At 63.9% G+C, this 17,530-nt stretch carries 17 protein-coding genes; 4 read left to right on the plus strand and 13 right to left on the minus strand.

Annotation, left to right across the window (positions count from 1 at the left end):
- Nucleotides 1-10: 10 nt before the first annotated feature.
- The 11 genes from WS75_RS25305 to WS75_RS25355 form a co-directional block, all read right to left on the minus strand.
- Nucleotides 11-340, minus strand: a complete 330-nt coding sequence (locus WS75_RS25305) for a DUF3613 domain-containing protein (RefSeq protein ID WP_059684529.1) — start codon at nucleotides 338-340, stop codon at nucleotides 11-13.
- Nucleotides 341-360: 20 nt separating this feature from the next.
- Complete coding sequence (locus tag WS75_RS25310; protein WP_059684526.1) at nucleotides 361-1,203, minus strand: tetratricopeptide repeat protein; 843 nt, start codon at nucleotides 1,201-1,203, stop codon at nucleotides 361-363.
- 18 nt (nucleotides 1,204-1,221) lie between these two features.
- The gene (locus WS75_RS25315; protein ID WP_059684421.1) at nucleotides 1,222-2,214 is read right to left on the minus strand and encodes a type II secretion system F family protein; all 993 of its coding nucleotides are present in this window, start codon (nucleotides 2,212-2,214) and stop codon (nucleotides 1,222-1,224) included.
- A gap of 4 nt (nucleotides 2,215-2,218) precedes the next feature.
- A complete protein-coding gene (locus WS75_RS25320; RefSeq protein ID WP_059684423.1) occupies nucleotides 2,219-3,208 on the minus strand; it encodes a type II secretion system F family protein in 990 nt (329 codons plus the stop codon).
- The gene (locus tag WS75_RS25325) at nucleotides 3,201-4,556 is read right to left on the minus strand and encodes a CpaF family protein (protein WP_059684425.1); all 1,356 of its coding nucleotides are present in this window, start codon (nucleotides 4,554-4,556) and stop codon (nucleotides 3,201-3,203) included. The genes WS75_RS25320 and WS75_RS25325 overlap by 8 nt, the downstream gene beginning before the upstream one ends.
- 3 nt (nucleotides 4,557-4,559) lie before the next feature.
- Nucleotides 4,560-5,834, minus strand: a complete 1,275-nt coding sequence (locus WS75_RS25330) for a fimbrial protein (RefSeq protein ID WP_059684532.1) — start codon at nucleotides 5,832-5,834, stop codon at nucleotides 4,560-4,562.
- Nucleotides 5,835-5,894: 60 nt separating this feature from the next.
- Nucleotides 5,895-7,226, minus strand: coding sequence for a type II and III secretion system protein family protein (locus WS75_RS25335; RefSeq protein ID WP_059684427.1), 1,332 nt, complete (start codon nucleotides 7,224-7,226; stop codon nucleotides 5,895-5,897).
- Between the two features lie 64 nt (nucleotides 7,227-7,290).
- Nucleotides 7,291-8,232 carry a Flp pilus assembly protein CpaB gene (cpaB, locus tag WS75_RS25340; protein ID WP_059684429.1) on the minus strand — a complete coding sequence of 314 codons (942 nt, stop codon included), beginning with the start codon at nucleotides 8,230-8,232 and terminating at the stop codon, nucleotides 7,291-7,293.
- Between the two features lie 74 nt (nucleotides 8,233-8,306).
- Nucleotides 8,307-8,810: a TadE/TadG family type IV pilus assembly protein gene (locus tag WS75_RS25345; RefSeq protein WP_059684432.1), complete on the minus strand. Its 504-nt coding sequence runs from the start codon at nucleotides 8,808-8,810 to the stop codon at nucleotides 8,307-8,309.
- Complete coding sequence (locus tag WS75_RS25350; protein ID WP_059684435.1) at nucleotides 8,810-9,307, minus strand: A24 family peptidase; 498 nt, start codon at nucleotides 9,305-9,307, stop codon at nucleotides 8,810-8,812. The genes WS75_RS25345 and WS75_RS25350 overlap by 1 nt, the downstream gene beginning before the upstream one ends.
- A gap of 71 nt (nucleotides 9,308-9,378) precedes the next feature.
- Complete coding sequence (locus tag WS75_RS25355; RefSeq protein ID WP_059684437.1) at nucleotides 9,379-9,570, minus strand: Flp family type IVb pilin; 192 nt, start codon at nucleotides 9,568-9,570, stop codon at nucleotides 9,379-9,381.
- 667 nt (nucleotides 9,571-10,237) lie between these two features.
- Here WS75_RS25355 and WS75_RS25360 point away from each other — a divergent pair.
- From WS75_RS25360 to WS75_RS25375, 4 genes are all read left to right on the plus strand, one after another.
- Nucleotides 10,238-11,845: a collagen-like triple helix repeat-containing protein gene (locus WS75_RS25360; protein WP_059684440.1), complete on the plus strand. Its 1,608-nt coding sequence runs from the start codon at nucleotides 10,238-10,240 to the stop codon at nucleotides 11,843-11,845.
- A 40-nt stretch (nucleotides 11,846-11,885) separates the two neighbouring features.
- On the plus strand, nucleotides 11,886-13,313 hold the full coding sequence (locus WS75_RS25365; RefSeq protein ID WP_059684442.1) for a collagen-like triple helix repeat-containing protein: 1,428 nt from the start codon (nucleotides 11,886-11,888) through the stop codon (nucleotides 13,311-13,313).
- A 144-nt stretch (nucleotides 13,314-13,457) separates the two neighbouring features.
- On the plus strand, nucleotides 13,458-15,143 hold the full coding sequence (locus WS75_RS25370) for a ShlB/FhaC/HecB family hemolysin secretion/activation protein (protein WP_059684445.1): 1,686 nt from the start codon (nucleotides 13,458-13,460) through the stop codon (nucleotides 15,141-15,143).
- 166 nt (nucleotides 15,144-15,309) lie between these two features.
- Nucleotides 15,310-15,771 carry a DUF2147 domain-containing protein gene (locus WS75_RS25375; RefSeq protein WP_059684447.1) on the plus strand — a complete coding sequence of 154 codons (462 nt, stop codon included), beginning with the start codon at nucleotides 15,310-15,312 and terminating at the stop codon, nucleotides 15,769-15,771.
- Between the two features lie 102 nt (nucleotides 15,772-15,873).
- Here the strand turns inward: WS75_RS25375 and WS75_RS25380 are convergent, their stop codons facing one another.
- Together WS75_RS25380 and zapE are read right to left on the minus strand one after the other, a co-directional pair.
- Nucleotides 15,874-16,284: a transposase gene (locus WS75_RS25380; RefSeq protein ID WP_059684450.1), complete on the minus strand. Its 411-nt coding sequence runs from the start codon at nucleotides 16,282-16,284 to the stop codon at nucleotides 15,874-15,876.
- A 144-nt stretch (nucleotides 16,285-16,428) separates the two neighbouring features.
- Entirely contained in the window at nucleotides 16,429-17,526 is a 1,098-nt protein-coding gene (gene zapE, locus WS75_RS25385; RefSeq protein ID WP_059684451.1) for a cell division protein ZapE, read from the minus strand.
- Nucleotides 17,527-17,530 lie beyond the last annotated feature (4 nt).

Raw genomic sequence — 17,530 nt, forward strand, 5'->3', positions numbered from 1 at the left:
GTCATCTCGCCTACTGCGCACTCTGCCCGCTACCGGACATGCCGCCCGACGAACTGCCCAGCTGCGTGCTCATCGATACCGGAATCTTGTTCTTGAATGAATCGAGATAGCGCTGATAGACCAGCGACGCGACGTCGCCAAGCATCGGTTGTGCTGGTGCCGCAGCACGGTTGTCTCGCTGGATCGAGAGCCATTCCTTCGTCGAACGGTCAACATCGGAAGCGGCCGGCGTTACTTCCTGCCGTACCTGCGCGACTGCGGTGCCCATCGTCATCGTCATGATCGCGGCAAGCATCATGATGCGATTCGCACGCGCGTTTCGATAATGTTTGTTGTTCATGTCGATCCCCGCATTCTTGTTCATTGTGCAAACCGTTGCAGCAGCGGCACGGTCTGGTCATAGCCGAAATTGTTTGCCATCGGTGTGATGGGCGCGTTCGGCGCGTGCCGCGACACCACCGATGGCATCGCAACTGCACGCTGCTGCGCTCGTCCCGCGGCCGCAATCTTCGCAGCATCGCTCGCGATGTCCTTGCGGATATCTGCCGGTAGTCGCTGCTGGCTCATAAGCCGCTGCGCGTCCTGTGTACGCCCGGCAGCGATCAGATACAAAGCGAGGTTGCTGACGATCTTCGGATTGCGCTGGTCCAGTTCCGCGGCCTTCATCAAGGGCACCCGCGCGCCGACCACGTCGCCGTTACGCAATTTCGCATAGGCGAGATCGGACAGCAGCGGCGCGTCCGTCGGCGCAAGCTCCGACGCCTGTGTGAGAGCCCGTACCGCCTGATCGAAATCCCCAGCCGCGCCTGCGATCAATCCGAGTCCGCGATACCCGCGAGCGGCGAGCGGCGTCTTCAGCAACTGCGTGTAGGCGGCAGCGCTCGCGGCGGGCTGATCCGTCATGCGTAACGCGTCCGCGCGAAGCAAAATCGTATCCGGCGAGATGCCGTATGCCTTGTCATAGGCGTCGATGTGTGCAAGCGACGCGTAATAGAGACCTTGGGCCTGCATTCGCTGGATCAAACCGAGATACATAGCGGGCGTGTCCGGCACCGCCTGTTTCTGCTCAGCCGCCTGAATCAGTGCCGCTCGTTCAGTTTGCACGCCGACGCCGTATCCGCTCTCCTTGGTCGCACAAGCGCCAAGCAGCAGCACCGCTGTCGCCATACCTGCGCGCCTTGCTGCTCTGCTGATCCGATTCATCGTCATTCCTTCCACGTATTAATGATGCGCCGACAGCGCATGCATCACTGCCAGAAATCCGGGGCCAGCAGTCACGATCAGCAGTGCGGGCAGCAGCGTCAGGATCATGACCCCCGTCATCTTCACCGTCAGTCGACCGATGCGTTCGCGAAGCATCGCACGACGCGTCTCGCGTAGCCTGTCGCCGAACTGCTTGAGCGGCTCCTGCACCGCGCCGCCGTGCTTGTCGACCTGCACCATCAAACGGACAATCGCGCGCAAGTCCTCGTTGTCGAATCCGCCTGACAACCGTTGCATCGACTGGTCTCTCGTGCGGCCGGCCGCAAACTGGCGCTGCGCGATCCCGACTTCCGACGACAGCACAGGCATCATTCCGCGAAAATCGTTCGTCACGACCTGCAAGCTTTGATCCAGCGACAGTCCGACGCCCTGCAACAGCCGTAGCATGTCGACGAACAACGGTAGTTCATCGACCACGCTTTGTCGACGCGCCGCGGCACGGCGCTGCAAGAACATCTTCGGCAGCATGAAGCCAAACGCGAACGCAGCGAACATCCCGGTCGTCCAGTATCCGCCCGTCATTCGCCCGCTGGCGAAAATCGCGAAGAGAAGCGGCAGCCCAACCCCGCACGCGATCCGCGCACTCAGGAACAGTCCGCGCGTGCGGGTGTCGATGTAGCCGCATTGCTCAAGAAGGCGGCGATCTTCTTCCGCGACGATGTGCTTGCCGAAACCGGTATCGAGCCAGCGCATCCCCGCCTCCGATACGCGTGCAAGCACACGTTGAAGGCGCTGGCGATTACGCGTAGCCGGTTGCGTGTCAGTACTGCCGTCGGTCGCCGGCCGCACCTTGGCCGCCTCGAGTGCTGCCATGTGCCGGTCGAGCGCATCGACAAGCGCACGTTCGGCACGCGAGGCGGCGCTCGCACGCAGCAACGCGACCATTCCGAACAACAGCACGCCCAGCGCGCCGAGCGCCAGGGCAACCGATCCGATCTGAGTTGCCGTCATCGCATCACCTGAGTCGAGCCATTCGATACAACCATACGCTGCCCGCCACTTGCGCGAGAAACGCGAACATGAGGAGCATTCGACCGCTCTGATCGTTCCACATGCCTTCCAGATACTTCGGGTTGGTCATCACGACAAAACTGCCAATCGCGATAGGTAGCATCACGAGGACGAAGGCCGACAATCGCGTCTCCGCCGACATCGCTGCCAGTTCACGCTCCGCCTGCTCGAGGTCACGCATGAACACGGCCATGCGATCGAGCATCACGTCCGCCCGACCGCCGTACTTGACCGACAAACGCAGCACCGAACCGAGAAGTTCGAATTCCTGGGTCCGATAAATTTTCGCGATATGAAGCATCGCGCGATCGATCTCGACACCCGTCCGCAACATCCGGGAAACATGATCGAGACACCCCCGCAAAGGCTCCTCCGTCGTCAGCAACGCTGCCTGAAATGCCGCGGGCACGCTGTTGCCCAGCGTCACCAGCCGCACGATTCCGTCGAGAAACGAAGGGATCTGCCGGACGATCTTCAATCGCCGCCGCTGAATTCGCGAAGTGAGCCAGATGCCGAAAATCGTGCTCCCGCAGAGAAGCGCGGCGAACGATGCGAGCGCGCCACCGCGGCTACCCGCCATCGCCGCGATTGCGACGAGCACGGCAAGCGCGCCGATAGCCTTGCCACGCGCACCCTCGATCCCGGCACGGCTCACGAGATTGGTCAGATGCTCTTTTACCGCCCCGTACCAGTGTATCCAGAACGCACTCGATGCCGCGTTGCGCACGCTGGTCGACGACGAGGCGCGAGGCGCAGTCGACGCCGCCGGCCTGGCGGCCTGCGCCACTCCGCGCGCGCCCGGTTCGAGCCGACTATCGATGAAGCGCTTCGCATCGGTACGCACGCGCCGGGTTTCCGCATGTCGCCACAGCATCAGCGCCGACGCCGCGCACAGCATCGCGACCGCGAGCACCCAGATCATTGCGCTATACATTGAAGCCCCCGCCGCGGCCGAATCCGCCGCCGCCGAACCCGCTGCCACCCGATCCGCTGTTCGTCAGCGTCTGGCGGAAGCGCGCGAGCTTCGGCGAATGCGGATGGATGCCGAGCGATTCCCAGTGATCGACTTCCTCGCCTTCCGGCGTCACGCGCGCTTCGTAGCGATACAGCTCCTGCGTCGCGATGATGTTGTCGGACAGCCCGGTCACCTCGGTGATCGACAGAATCCGGCGGCGTCCATTCGACAGCCGCCCGATCTGCACGATGAAGTCGATCGCGTTCGCGATCTGGCGACGCAAGCTCGACTCGGTCCCCTGGAAGCCGGCGAAGCCAGCGAGCATCTCGAGACGGTACAGACACTCGCGCGGCGAACTCGCGTGCACCGTGCCCATCGAGCCGTCATGGCCCGTGTTCATGGCCTGCAGCATTTCGAGCACTTCACCGCCGCGCACTTCGCCGACGATGATCCGGTCCGGACGCATCCGCAGCGTGTTGCGCAACAGGTCGCGAATCGTCACGACACCGCTACCGTCGAATCCGCCCGGACGGCTTTCGAGCCGCACGACGTGCGGGTGATTCAGCGACAGCTCCGCCGTATCCTCGATCGTCACGACACGCTCGGCCTCCGGAATGTGGAATGCGAGCGCATTGAGCAGCGACGTCTTGCCCGAACTCGTGCCGCCCGACACGAGCACGTTGCAGCGTGCCTCGACCGCCGCCTCGAGCAGCGCGCCGATCTCCTCGTTGTACGTGCCGTTGCCGAGCAGGTCCGAGGGCTTGAGCGGATCCTTGCGGAATTTCCGGATCGACACGATCGGACCGTCGATCGACAACGGCTCGATCACGACGTTCACGCGGCCGCCATCGGGCAGTCGCGCGTCGACCATCGGATTCGATTCGTCGAGACGGCGCCCGATCGGCGCGAGGATCCGGCGCACGATTCGCAGCAAGTGCGCATTGTCGGTAAAGCGCACCGGCAACTTCGCGAGGATCCCGTGCCGCGACACGTACACGTCGTTGTAGCCGTTGATCAGGATGTCCTCGACCGCAGGATCCGCGAGCAGATCCTCGATCGGCCCGAAGCCCGCGAGTTCCTTCGTCAGCGCCTCGGCGATCGCGCGCACCTCGTTCTCGTTGAGCGGAATGCGGCGCAGGCGGACGAAGCTGTCGATCTCGAGATCGACGAACTGATTGATCGCCTGACGCGACCATCGGCCGAACTCGGCGCCCAGTTCCTCGATCCGCGTCAGCAGGTGTTCATGCGCGGCATTCTTGATGTCGTGGAATTGCTGCGTCTGGGAGAACGGCGCTGAGCCGTCGGCAAATTGAATGTCGTGTGCCATCGGTTATGACCGCTTGGACGAGGGTTGAATGAAACGTTTGAGCGCCGACAGGCCGGGCGCCGCGCGCGACGCGCCCGCCATGCCCGATATACCCGGCAGCCGCGTGGCGAGGGATTCGAGTGCGCGCACATACGGGTCGCGCTCCGCCGCGTCGACGATGAGTCGCCCCTGGTTCGCCGCATGGCCGATCGCGACGCGACGTGCGGGCAAGGTGCCGACCAGCGACAACCCGAGACGCTCGGCGATCTGCCCTGGCATCAGGTCCAGCGCGGGATCGTACTGGTTGACCACGAGCTTGACGCGATCGGTATCGACGCCCGCATCGCGCAGACCGGTGAGCAGGTCGGCGGCCGAAACGATCGACGCGACGCCCTGATCGCAGACGAGCCATGCCTCGTCGGCCGAGGTGGCGATCTGCGTGACGAACTCGCGATTCGAGAACCCGCCGAGATCGACGACCTGCTGGTCGAAGAATGCACGGAAACGGTTCAGCAGTCCGATGCATGACGCGTAGGACACGTCGCGCAACCCACTGAGGTCAGGTGGCAGCGTCGTCAACGCAACACCGCTGTGATGGCGGGTCAGTGCAGTGTTCACGAACGTGCGATCGATGCGACGCAGATTCTGCACGGCATCGATAAAGTGGAATTCGCAGCGCGTGTTCAGGAACAAAGCGCCATCTCCGGCAGGGAGCCCGAGGTCGATCAGAGCGGTCTGCCGGCCGGCTGGCGCGCCACCGTTCGCGTTGCCCGTCGCGCCGGGCCCGAGCGCGCGCTTCTGCAGCCAGACCGCGAGATTCGCGGCGAGCGTGCTGACTCCCATGCCGGCACGCGCGCCGAGCAACGCAACGACCTTGCCGTGCCGACTCGCCGGCTCGCTGACGTGTGACAGCAATCCGCGCGTGGTCCGCAGCGCATCCTCTGCGGTACCCGACACGTCGATGAAGTCGCGCACGCCCGCCCGCAGCGCGGCAAGCGTGCTCTCTGGCTGCGCGAGCGAGCCGAGCGCGACGATCGGCAACCCCGGATGTGCTGCGCGCACCCCGGCAACCGCGGCGCTCGCCACTTCGCTGCGCTCGGAGAAATCGATAAAGACCAGCGCCGGATTCAGCCCCGTGATGCGCTGCGCAAGCATGCCCGGTTCCAGCGACGCAGCCTCGACCGCACCGGCGGACACCAATGTATCGGCCAGCCAGCGCACATGTGCTTCCTTTGTCGATGCACAAACGAAATAGTCGATCACGGCGGGTTCACACAATGATTGGATTCGTGCGTTCATGTCGAACACCCCCGATTACGCAAGGCGTCGCGACGTGTCGCAACGCGCCATGCTTCACATTCATTTGGAAAATCCCGGCGCGGCGTCCGGCGACGCCGCACCGCCCAGATAGGATCGCCACACCGGCCCGTCGCGCTGCTCGGACAACTCGCCGGGTGTCGCCGGCAGTACCGCGCCCTTCGCGATCGGCGCAACCAGGTGCGGTGTCACGATAATCAGCAATTCCTTGTCGCTCTGCTGGTAATTCAAGTTCTTGAAGAACGTGCCTATGATCGGCAGGTCGCCGAGCAGCGGCACCTTGCTTACATTCGACATGGTCTGGCGGTCGATCAGGCCGCCGATCACGAAGCTCTCGCCATCGCCGAGTTCGACCGTCGTATCTGCGCGGCGCGTCGTGATGCCAGGTACCGCAACGCCGCTGATCGTCACGCTGTTGACGAAGTCGAGCTGGCTCGACTCCGGCGCAACCTTCAGCGCAATCCGGTTCGGGCTCAGCACCGTCGGGGTCAGCGACAATCCGACGCCATATTGCTTCCACTGGATCGCGGTCGAGCCGAGCCCCTGAGGCGACGGCACCGGAATCTCGCCGCCGGCGAGAAAGCTGGCGCTCTGACCGGACAGCGCGACAAGCGTCGGCTCCGCGAGCACGCGCGCCAGGTTGCTCGCCTCGAGCAATGACAAGTCGGCAAAGATGCCACGCCCAGCTGCGTTAACAACCAGGTTGAATGCCGATGCAACCGGTGCGCCAAGCGTCGGGATGTATCCTGCCGTGCCCGGCCCCGATCCGCCGTTATATGACTGCACGCCGCCCGGCGAGAACGAGCCGAACGAGAAACCGTTGCTCTGCTTGAAGAAGTTGAACCCGACCTGCTTGAGCACTGAGCGGCTGAACTCGACGACGCGCACGTCGACCTGCACGACATTCTTGCCGGCCAGCGTTGAGCGATCGATCACTGTGCCTTTCGGGCTCATGTTTTTGGCGACGGCCGCAGCCCGTTCGTGCGCATCGAGCGAAGTCGCCGTTCCCTGGAGTACCGACGTCCCGCCGTACGCCTTAACCTGCGGCGTCGAACCGTCGAGTACGGCATGCGCAGCTGCATCGACGACTTCGACGCGCCAGACCGTCGGCTCGTCGCGACCGCGCTCCCATAACATCACGTTCGTTGCACCGGGCGCCTTCGCGGTCAGCAGTACGGAGCCGGAACGACTGCCCTTCATGATCAGCACGTCGGCTATCACCGGATCGCCAACGGCGACCCGTTGCAGCGCGCGGCCGGCGGAAAGCTGCCGCTGCGCGCCGACTGCGAGTTCGATCGTGCCGCCCGCGCTTGCAATGGAAGCGAATGTCAGGGCCCAGAGTGCAATCGCGAATGCAATCAGTGTGTTTTTCATTGTTTGTTGGACCGTCGCACGGCCGTTACTTGTCGTCGCTGATGTCGATGGCCATCGATGCTGTTCAATATGAAACCGTCTCTGACCGGCCGCCACGAATCACCTCGATGCTGCCCCCGCTTCCGCTCCCGCCCGAACGCACCGACGGCGGCAGGCGCGACGGGAGCGGCGGCACGCTCACACTGGCCACCGCGGTCCTCGACGTGCCGGACAACTGTTGCAGCGACACACCGGCCGCAGCAAGCGCCGACGGCGACAGTTTGTTGTCCGTACGCATGGCCACCGTCTGCGTCGCGAGTTCATCGTCCCGCGGGTTACGCAGCGCGAGCGTCAGCCGGCCGCTCGATTCGCCGAGCGTCAGCGCGTCGACCTGAGCTGTCGGTACCGCAAGTACCGCAATGCGCGCGTTGCTCGGCTGTCCGTTGTTGCCGTTAGTGTTGCTGCCACTGTCACGTTCCGGCGTCGCGTCGCCGAACGACAGCACGCGCACCTTCGACATCAGCAGCCGCGCTTGTGTCTGCGAAACTTCACCGTCGAGCATCGCGCTGCTCGGTTCGCGCTTCAGATTCACGAATACGTCGACGAAGTTGCCGGGCCGCAGGCGGTTGCCGACGGCGTTGGTCTCGTCGACGCGAACCGCAATCGCACGTTCGCCGGGCTGAATGTCCTCGGCAAGCCCTGATACCAGGGCGTCCGACACGACCGGCGCTGACGCTGGAATGTCCTTCGCAGGAACACGGCCGACCAGGACGGCAGGATCGGCAAATGCACCCGCTGGCGCCGAGGCGGTCGGTTGAACCTTCAATGCATCAGCGGCAATCGGCTGGCCGACCGGGAGCGTGCGCGTCGCGAAGACCACCGGCACCGGCACGGAACTCGCGGTGATGGCCTGTTGTGCGGGGACGGGGCGCGACGTACTGCGTCCAAGCATCCACGCGTATATTCCGAGCAGAATAGCGATCGCAATCAGCAACCCCGCGACGATTTTTGTCAGATTGTTGGCCATGTTGATATGAAAATGCCGGATTCGGTTCTGGAGCGTGGCAACGGTGGGATGACTCGGTTCAACTGGGATTCAATTCAAAGCATGCTCGGCTGAACCTGCACGGTCGCGCTACTCTGCAACTGCGGCGCACTGAATATGAATATCCACGGGATCAGCGGATTCGCCGCGTACGAATAACTCGTCGTCACCATCACGTTGAATGTCGACGTGGACGTCGAAGTGAACGTTCCACTACAGGTGACGCCGGGCGTCGTGGTGGGCGCCGGCACCGACGTGGAAACCTGTGCGGCAAAACTGACGTTCTGCGACCACGGTGCGCCGGCCAGCGCTCGCGCCACGGCATTCCGAGCATTGACCTGCAGCCGGTCGCACGGCGTTGACGCGTAGTTCAACGCGGCACGTGCACCTTCGGTTGCCGCGAACGTCAGGCTTTGCTGGATGATGAAAACCATCCCGAAGGTGACGATCGCGTAAAACATGAGGAAGAACAAGGGAAATACAAACGCGAACTCGATAGCCGCCACTCCCCGTTGCCGCCGCCATGCGGGCGACTGGCGCGCTTGCATCCACCGAGCCATCACACTCCCCTCACATGCATAAGATGCAGAAGCCAAACAGCAGCCGGCATCACCAGAAACGCTGCGTAAGGCGTCGCTCGGCGGCCACCAAGCGTCATCGCCGGCGTATCGCGCTTGCATAGCGCAGAAATTGAAGTCCGTGACAACACCATTACCCAGAGCGCATGGAAAGCAGCGGCTATGCTTGCGATGAGCCACAACCACGGCAACGCTTGCACACCGCACCAAGCACCGAGCACGACGAATACCTTGACGTCGGCCGCGCCCATTACACGTAATGCGAAGAAAAGGGAGAAGCAGACCAGGCCCGCAAACGCGCCGATCGCTGACTGACCCATGGCAACCCCGAACGGATTTCCACTGATGGCCGTACCGATCAATGCACTTGCCAAACCCGCAATAACGAGCGAATTCGGAATACGTCGATACCGAATATCAGTGGCCCCGACCAGCGTAGCCCATACCAGGAAAATCCCGGTAAACAATAGGTGCGCCATAGCAACAACCGACTGCTAACGGGTAGGCAGCGAACGTAATGCGTTCGCTGCCTACCCAGCAGAGAGTAATATCAGCCGGCCTTGTTGCAGGAAGCGGGTGTGGTTACGCAGCTTGAGATAGTCGAGAACATGGTTCCGAGACTGGTACCGATCGTCGAAACGCTTGCGATGATCGCCACCGCGATCAGCCCCGCGATCAGGCCATACTCGATCGCGGTAACCCCGTCTTCTTCCTTCAGGAAGCGCTTGATGAGTGCTTTCATTTTTTAATTCCTCGTGCCTGTATGTACGTTCTTTGGCCTTTTATACGTTGTGCGTCCCCGTATATCTGGCCCTTGCCTCGCGCCGTTCGTTACACATGCGAAACGACAGCCGAGTGCGCCTTCTTTATATGCCACCCCGAAGGGTATGTATCAACATTTGATGCAAGTTAACATTCGCGATAGCGACCCTCCTCGAACGTCGTGTACGGAACTGTACATTTGCTTACACCTGCTCCGGATTCTATATCCGTTCCTATTTAACTTCCAACCTCTTTTAAGACCGGGTCGAAAAAACTTTCCGGGAGCACATCGTATTTGTACGGCGTTTCGGTACGACTTACACATAGGATTTACGATAGGTTAGATGTGCACACCTAGTCCACCAGTAAAACATTCAGACCGCCCGCCAGCCCTCGTCGCCCCTCACGTTACGCCGCACGCGTAACGCCAATGTTGTGACGTTACGTTACGAAACGGACGAAACCGTTCCCATTCGACTGTTCTTAAACAGATTCAACAATCTTTCATTTTGCCTAATTCCTTTTTCCAACAAGGAATTGGCTCGTTTGAAACCAATCGTCGACCCGCCGGCCATCGAAATGGCACGACAGTTGCAGAGTAATCCCCGCATCACTCAACACAACATCAGCTTCAATGCGAGGACGAAATGGACATTCAGGTTATCCCCCATGGCACGCTCCGGACGACTATGATCGCGGCCACCGTAGCAGCCATGCTTTCCCTCTCCGCGTGCGGCGGTTCCGGTTCCATCAGCAAGGGGCTCAGCGGGGGCTCCAGCTCCGGCGGTGGCGATTCGATCTCCACGTCGGGCGGCGGCACCTCGGGCGGCACGTCCGGCTCAACGAGCGGCAGCACGTCGGGTAGCACCAGCGGCTCGACCAGCGGCAGCACGAGCGGCTCGACGAGTGGCAGCACCAGCGGCAGCACGAGCGGCACCACGAGTGGAACAAGCAGCGGCACGAGCGGCACCTCCGGCGTGTCGTCAAACGCGATAGCACCTGTCCTCGCAAGAAGCGGCGATCTCATCACGAATCTCGGCGGCGCCGTATCCGGCCTCGGCTCCATGATCGGCAGCCAGTCGCTGCCCGGCGTCAACCCGGCCACGACGCAGGCCACAGGCGGCATCGTTCAGAACGTCGGCGGCGCGGTGACTGCGCTCGGCAATGGCCTCGGCAACGGCCTCGGCCAGCTCGGCTCGACGAAGGACCCGGTCGGCGTCACGGTCGCCAGCACCGGCGGCGTAGTGAACCAGCTCGGTGGCGCGGTCACGCAGACCGGCAACCTGGTCACGAGCCTCGGCAGCGGCCCGCTGTCGCCGCTCGCTCCCGTCACCGGCGCCGTCGGCGGCCTCGTGACGCAGGTCGGCAACGCCGTATCGAACGGCGGCACCACGCTGTCCAACGTGTTGTCGACCGGTCCGATCCAGCAGGTCACGCAGACGGTCAGCTCGGCGATCACGCCGATCACGACGATGGTCGGTCAGACGACGCAGACGGTCGGGATGGCCACCGGCCTCGGCGCCCCGCTCAACATGCTGCTCGGCACGATCGGCAACGGCCTGAACCAGGGTGGCGCGCTGATCGCATCGACGGGCGGCAACCCCGTCACGACCGGCCTCGGCAACACCGTCTCGTCGGCCGGCAATACCGTGAAGTCCGTCGGCGGCCTGCTCACGGGCGGCACCGGCGGCGCAACCAACCCGCTCGCGCCGCTCACGGGCCTCCTCACGACGGTCACCGGTACGCTCGGCGGCGCAACGGGCGGCACCAGCGGCGGACCGCTCGCCCCGGTGACCGGCCTCGTCTCGACCGTCACCGGCGCACTCGGCGGCGCAGCGGGCGGCACCAGCGGCGGCCCGCTCGCTCCGGTTACTGGCCTCGTCTCGACCGTCACCGGCGCACTCGGCGGTGCAGCGGGCGGCACCAGCGGCGGACCGCTCGCTCCGGTCACCGGCCTTCTCTCCACAGTCACGGGCGCACTCGGCGGCGTAGCCGGCGGCAGCAGCGGTCCGCTCGCCCCGGTCACGGGCCTGGTCTCCACGGTCACCGGCGCGCTCGGCAGCGCAACGGGCGGCGCAGGCGGCAACCCGCTCGCCCCCGTGACGGGCGCGGTGTCCTCCGTCACCAGCACGGTCGGCGTGCCGGCACTGAGCGGCTCCACGGGCGGCGTCACGAATTCGGGCTCGGGCTCGAATCTGCTCGCGCCTGTCACGTCGCTGATCGGCGGCCTGCTCGGCGGCACGCACGGCAAGTAATCGAACATCCATTCATCGACAAGACAGCGAGGAGTCCATCATGTCCCAGCAACGTTCCATGACGACGGCCGTCCTGCGCCAGTGGCGCGCGCCCCTCACCGCTTTCGCCGCAGCGTGCCTGCTGGCTGCCTGCGGCGGCAACAGCGTCAGCACGCCGCCGGTCAGCAACAACGGCGGCAGTTCCAGCGGCACGAGCGGTACCAGCGGCACGAGCGGCACCAGTGGCTCGTCCAGCGGCACCAAGGGTGCTGTCAGCACGATCGGCCAGACCGCAACCGATCTCGGCAGCACGATCGGCAACGTCAGCGTGCCGGGCCTCGGCGACGGCGTGACGAAGGGCGTCGGCAGCACCGTCTCGAGCACCGGCACGATCATCAACGCGGCAGCCGATGCGTTGAGCAACGGGCTGGGACAGACCGGCTCGATCAAGGATCCCGTCGGAACGACGGTCGCCGGCCTCGGGAATGTCGTCGGCGCAACGAGCAACACCGTGTCCGGACTGAGCTCGACGGTCAAGGCGCTCGGCACGGGTCCGCTCGCACCGCTCGCCCCTGTCACGACGCCGGTCGGCACCGTGCTCGACACGGTCGCCAACGGGCTGTCGGCCGCGGGCACGACGATCGGCTCGACGCTGTCGTCGGGCGCCGTGCAGCAAGTGACGCAGCCGCTCAGTTCGGCAATCACGCCGCTGGTGATCACCGCGGGTCAGGTCACGCAGCAGGTCGGCACGACCACGGGTCTCGGACAACCGGTGTCGGGCCTGCTGGGCCAGATCGGCGGCGCAATCAGCTCGGCGGGCAAGCAGGTCGGCAGCACGTCGAATCAGCCGCTCGTCGGCGACGTCGGCCAGCTCGTCACCGCGGTCGGCAACACCGTGACCAACGCAGGCGGGCTCGTGAACCCGAACGGGCCGAACGGCGCGGCGCCGATCCCCGGCCTGATCACGAGCCTCGTCGGCGGCTCGACGGCTACCGTACAAAACGGCTCGTCGTCGGGCTCCAGCTCGACGAACCCGCTCGGCGGCCTGCTGTCCGGTCTCGGTTCGACGCCGCTCGGTTCGCTCACCGGCGCACTCGGTGGCGCAACGGGCGGCTCGGGCAGCAACCCGCTCGCGCCGGTTACTGGCCTCGTCTCCACCGTCACCGGTGCACTCGGCGGTGCAGCGGGCGGCACCAGCGGCGGCCCGCTCGCGCCGGTCACCGGTCTCGTGTCGACGGTGACGGGCACGCTCGGCGGCGCAACGGGTGGCGCAGGCGGTGCAAACCCTCTCGCGCCCGTCACCGGTTTGCTGAATACTGTCACCGGAGCAGTCGGCGGTGCAGCGGGATCCGGGGCTTCGTCGAATCCGCTCGCACCGGTTACGTCGCTCGTCGGCGGCGTGACGGGGACGGCATCGTCGGGCAGCTCGACGGGGCTCCTCGCGCCGGTAACGGGGTTGCTGGGCACGCTGGGTAGCGTTGGCAAGTAAGGAAGACGTTCGCGCCTTTGCAGCCGGAACAAGAGGCGCGACCGTACAAACACAACCGGCAATGCGGCACGCGACGCGCGACACCCTGGTGTCGCGCGCCTGCATTAGAAAGAAGACGAAAAGCAAGGCCTACGAGGAAGAACAATGAAATCCAGACTCGACAGATGGATGATGCTGCTCGCCATCACGGCGGCAGGCACGGCACATGCACAGACGCGCGCCGCAGGTAACCCGCTCGATTCGCTCCCCCAGATCAACGCGCCGCAGAAAGGCCCGAGCGTCACCGTGCAGGTCACGCCGCAGGCACCGCAACTGCAGGAACTGCTGTCGCGGCACCTGACGCCGGCGACGTTCCAGGTCGAAGGCGTGAAGTCGGTGCCGTTCGACGAAATCTCGCGTCGCTTCACGCCCCTCGTCGGCAAGGACATCACGATCGGCGAGCTGATCGAAACCGCGAACGGCGTGACCAAGCTGTACCAGGATCGCGGCTATGCGCTGTCGTTCGCGTTCATTCCCGCGCAGACGTTCGAAAACGGTGTCGTGCGCGTCACGGTCGTCGAAGGCTATGTGTCGGACGTCAAGGTCACCGGCAAGCCCGGCGCGATGGAATCGAAGATCCGCGCGATCGCCGCGCACATCACGGCCGATCGCCCGCTGCGCCGCGCGACGTTCGAACGCTACGTGAACACGTTCGGCCTCCTGCCCGGCGTGACGGTGAAGGCCAATGTTCCGCCGCCGCAGACGACCGACGGCGCAACGACGCTCGAACTGGCCGTCGACCGCAAGGCATTCAACATCAGCACCGGCATCGATTTCAATCACCCGGGCGTGCAAGGCCTCATCACCGCGACGGAGAACGGCCTCACGTCGTTTGGCGAGCAATTGAGCATTTCCGCGCTGGTGCCGCCCGGACGCGACAAGCAAACCTACGTCGCGTTCAGCGGCGCGGTGCCGGTCGGCAGCAGCGGCCTGGTCACGCGCCTCGACGCCAGCACGTATCGCGGCAAGCCGACCGACAATCCAGGGCTGCCGTCGACCGTCGAGCGCACCGTCAAGAACGAGAAGCTCGGTCTTTCGGCATCCTATCCGTTGCTGCTGAACAACCAGCGCAGCCTGCTCGGCACCGTGTCGGGCTATGCGTCGCACAACGAGGACCGTTACCAGAACAAGATTTCCGGCAACAGCATCGACACGCGCTCGCAGGTCCGCGTGCTGCAAATGCAGCTCGACTACACGAGCGTGTCGGCCAAGCAGATACAGAAGCTGAGCGTCAACGTCGCGAAGGGTTTCAACATTCTCGGCGCGTCGAAATCGCAGGACATCACGATCGGCTCGAACACGACATCGGTGGATAGCCCGATCTCGCTGACGTTCGTCCGCACCGGCGCAACTTTCACGCAGACCAACGAATGGCCGTTCAAGATCGGCACGTCGGTCTCGCTGACCGGCCAGTACAGCCCCGACTCGCTGCCGACGTCGGAACAGATCTCGTTCGGTTCGACGCGCTATGCGCTCGGCTACCAGCCCGGCGAAACGTCGGGCGACTCGGGCTGGGGGATGTCGCTGGAGGTCAACCGTGGCTTCACGCCGGGCTGGACGTATATGAAATCCGTCACGCCCTACATCGCGTACGACATGGCGCGCGTGTATCTGCATACCGGCACGCCGTCGCCAAGCCGCCTGTCGTCGGTCGGTATCGGCGTGCGGTTTACGGACAGCCGTTACTACAGTCTCGACCTGAATATCGCGAAGCCGGTGGGCGATGCGCCGGTTGAAAGCGCGTCGCGCAGCCCGCGCGTGAATGCCGCGTTCTCGTATCAGCTCAACTGATCGGTCACCAAACAGCCTGCGTCTCGCAGGCTGTTTGGATTAGAACCCCCTCTATCAAACGCAGCGCGCGGTTTCACGTATTCTGATGAAGCTCGCAACATGCCACCGCCCCATGCAGACGGTCGTGCGGGCGCATCGAATACGAAATGAAACAAGGAGGAAGACGATGATTCAACTGACCCGCCCGTTGCGCACGCTGGCAATCGCAAGCGCGCTGCTCGCTTGCGCCGCACCTGCGTTCGCCCAAGGCGATAGCCCCATCGGCATGTGGCAGACGATCGACGACAACACGCATCAGCCGAAGGCGCTCGTGCAGATCGCCGATGACGGCGACGGCTCGCTGTCGGGCAAGGTCGTCAAGGGCCTCGGCGCCAACGACACGCCCGATCGCCGCTGCACCGCATGCACGGACGAGCGCAAGGATCAGCTCATCAAGGGCATGACGATCATCAAGGCGATGAAGAAGGAAGGCGACCACTGGGACGGCGGCAATATCCTCGACCCGGAAAACGGCAAGGTCTACAAGTGCAAGATGTCGCTGGAAGACGGCGGCCAGAAGCTCGTCGTGCGCGGCTACATCGGCGTGTCGCTGCTCGGCCGATCGCAGACCTGGGTTCGCGCGCAATAACGCGAGGCGCGTCGATACGCGCAACGCAATGAAAAATCGGCCTGACGACGACGTCGCAGGCCGATTTTGTTTTGATACGGGCGTGAATGCAATCGATCGACATCACGCTGCATGCTTCAGCGCGTCCGGTGCATAGCCGCCGGGTGCGCGATACGCCGGCGCCGCAGCACTGCGCACCTCCGCCGCCTTCGACTGCGCGTGCTTGCGCATGCGCGTGGACAGTTCCTTGCACAGATTCTCGCCGGCGTCGCCGTACAGCTCGCGCATCACCTGCATCAACGTGCCGGTCTCGTGCCAGACCTTGAAGCGGCGATGGCATGTCTGGTACGAAGGGTAGCGACGCGGCATCGCGGACCAGGTCGCGCCGCTGTAAATCACCCAGAGTACGCCGTTCAGGACGGCGCGCGTGTTGGCCAACGGACGGCCGCGCAACTCGGTGCGCGGCCGCATTTCGGGCAGAAGCGGCACGACGCAGCGCCACTCATGGTCGGTCAGATCGCGATACGGTGTCATGGACATCTCCAGCCTTAGTAACCATGGCACACGATATCGACTGCCCTCAACCGTGAACATAAGACAAGTCCGAAAATACCCCGAGATTGCGGGAATTTGACCGGAATTGACGTTTGAAGTCCGTCGCTTGTCGAAAAACTGCGATCAGGTTAGCGAAGTATCGACGATGCGGCGCGGCGTTTCGAGATACTCCTTCGACTGCATCTCGACGATCCGCGATACCGTGCGCGCGAATTCGTTCGCCATCGGCCCTTCGACGTACAACTGCTCCGCCGGCACCGCCGCCGACATCAGCAGCTTGACCTTGTGGTCGTACAGCACGTCGATGAGCCAGGTGAAGCGCCGAGCCTCGGACGCCATTCGCGGCGACATCTGCGGCACTTCCGACAGCACGATCGCATGGAAGCGGCTGGCAAGCTCGAGATAGTCGTTCTGCGAACGCGGGCCGCCGCACAGCGTCGCGAAATCGAACCAGACGACCCCGTCGGCCTTGCGCAGCGCCTTCAACTCGCGCTTCTCGATGTGCAGGATCGGGCTTTCGTCCGGCACCGCGGCGAGCTTCGCGAATGCATGACGCAGTTCGCGATCGGCATCCGCGCCGAGCGGCGTGTGGTACATCTGCACCTGCGCGAGCGTGCGCTGGCGATAGTCGACGCCCGCATCGACGTTCAGCACATCGAGCTTTTGCTTGATCAGCTCGATCGCCGGCAGCATGCGGTCGCGATGCAGGCCGTCGGGATACAGATCGTCGGGATCGTAGTTGGACGTCATCACGAACTGCACGCCGTTGTTGAACAGGCGATCGAGCAGCCGGTACAGGATCATCGCGTCCGCGATGTCCGACACATGGAATTCGTCGAAGCAGATCAGCCGGTAGCGCTTGGCGATGCGTCGCGCGAGCTCGTCGAGCGGATCGGCCTGCCCTTTCAGTTCCTCGAGTTCGCGGTGTACCTCACGCATGAATTCGTGGAAGTGCAGGCGCGTCTTGCGCTGCACGGGCACCACCGCGTAGAAGCTGTCCATCAGGAAGCTCTTGCCGCGGCCGACGCCGCCCCACATGTAGACGCCGCGCGGGAGGTCCGGATGATTGATGAGCTTCTTGAATGCGTTCGAGCGGCGCGCCTTGTATTCAACCCACTCGTCGAAACAGCACTGCAGGCGATCGACGGCCGCGCGCTGGGCGGGATCGGACTGATAGCCGCGCGTGGTCAGTTCGCGCGTGTAGTATTCGGTGACGTTCATCGGG

It is taken from the genome of Burkholderia sp. FL-7-2-10-S1-D7 (assembly GCF_001524185.1).
GTDB classification, from domain to species: domain Bacteria; phylum Pseudomonadota; class Gammaproteobacteria; order Burkholderiales; family Burkholderiaceae; genus Burkholderia; species Burkholderia diffusa.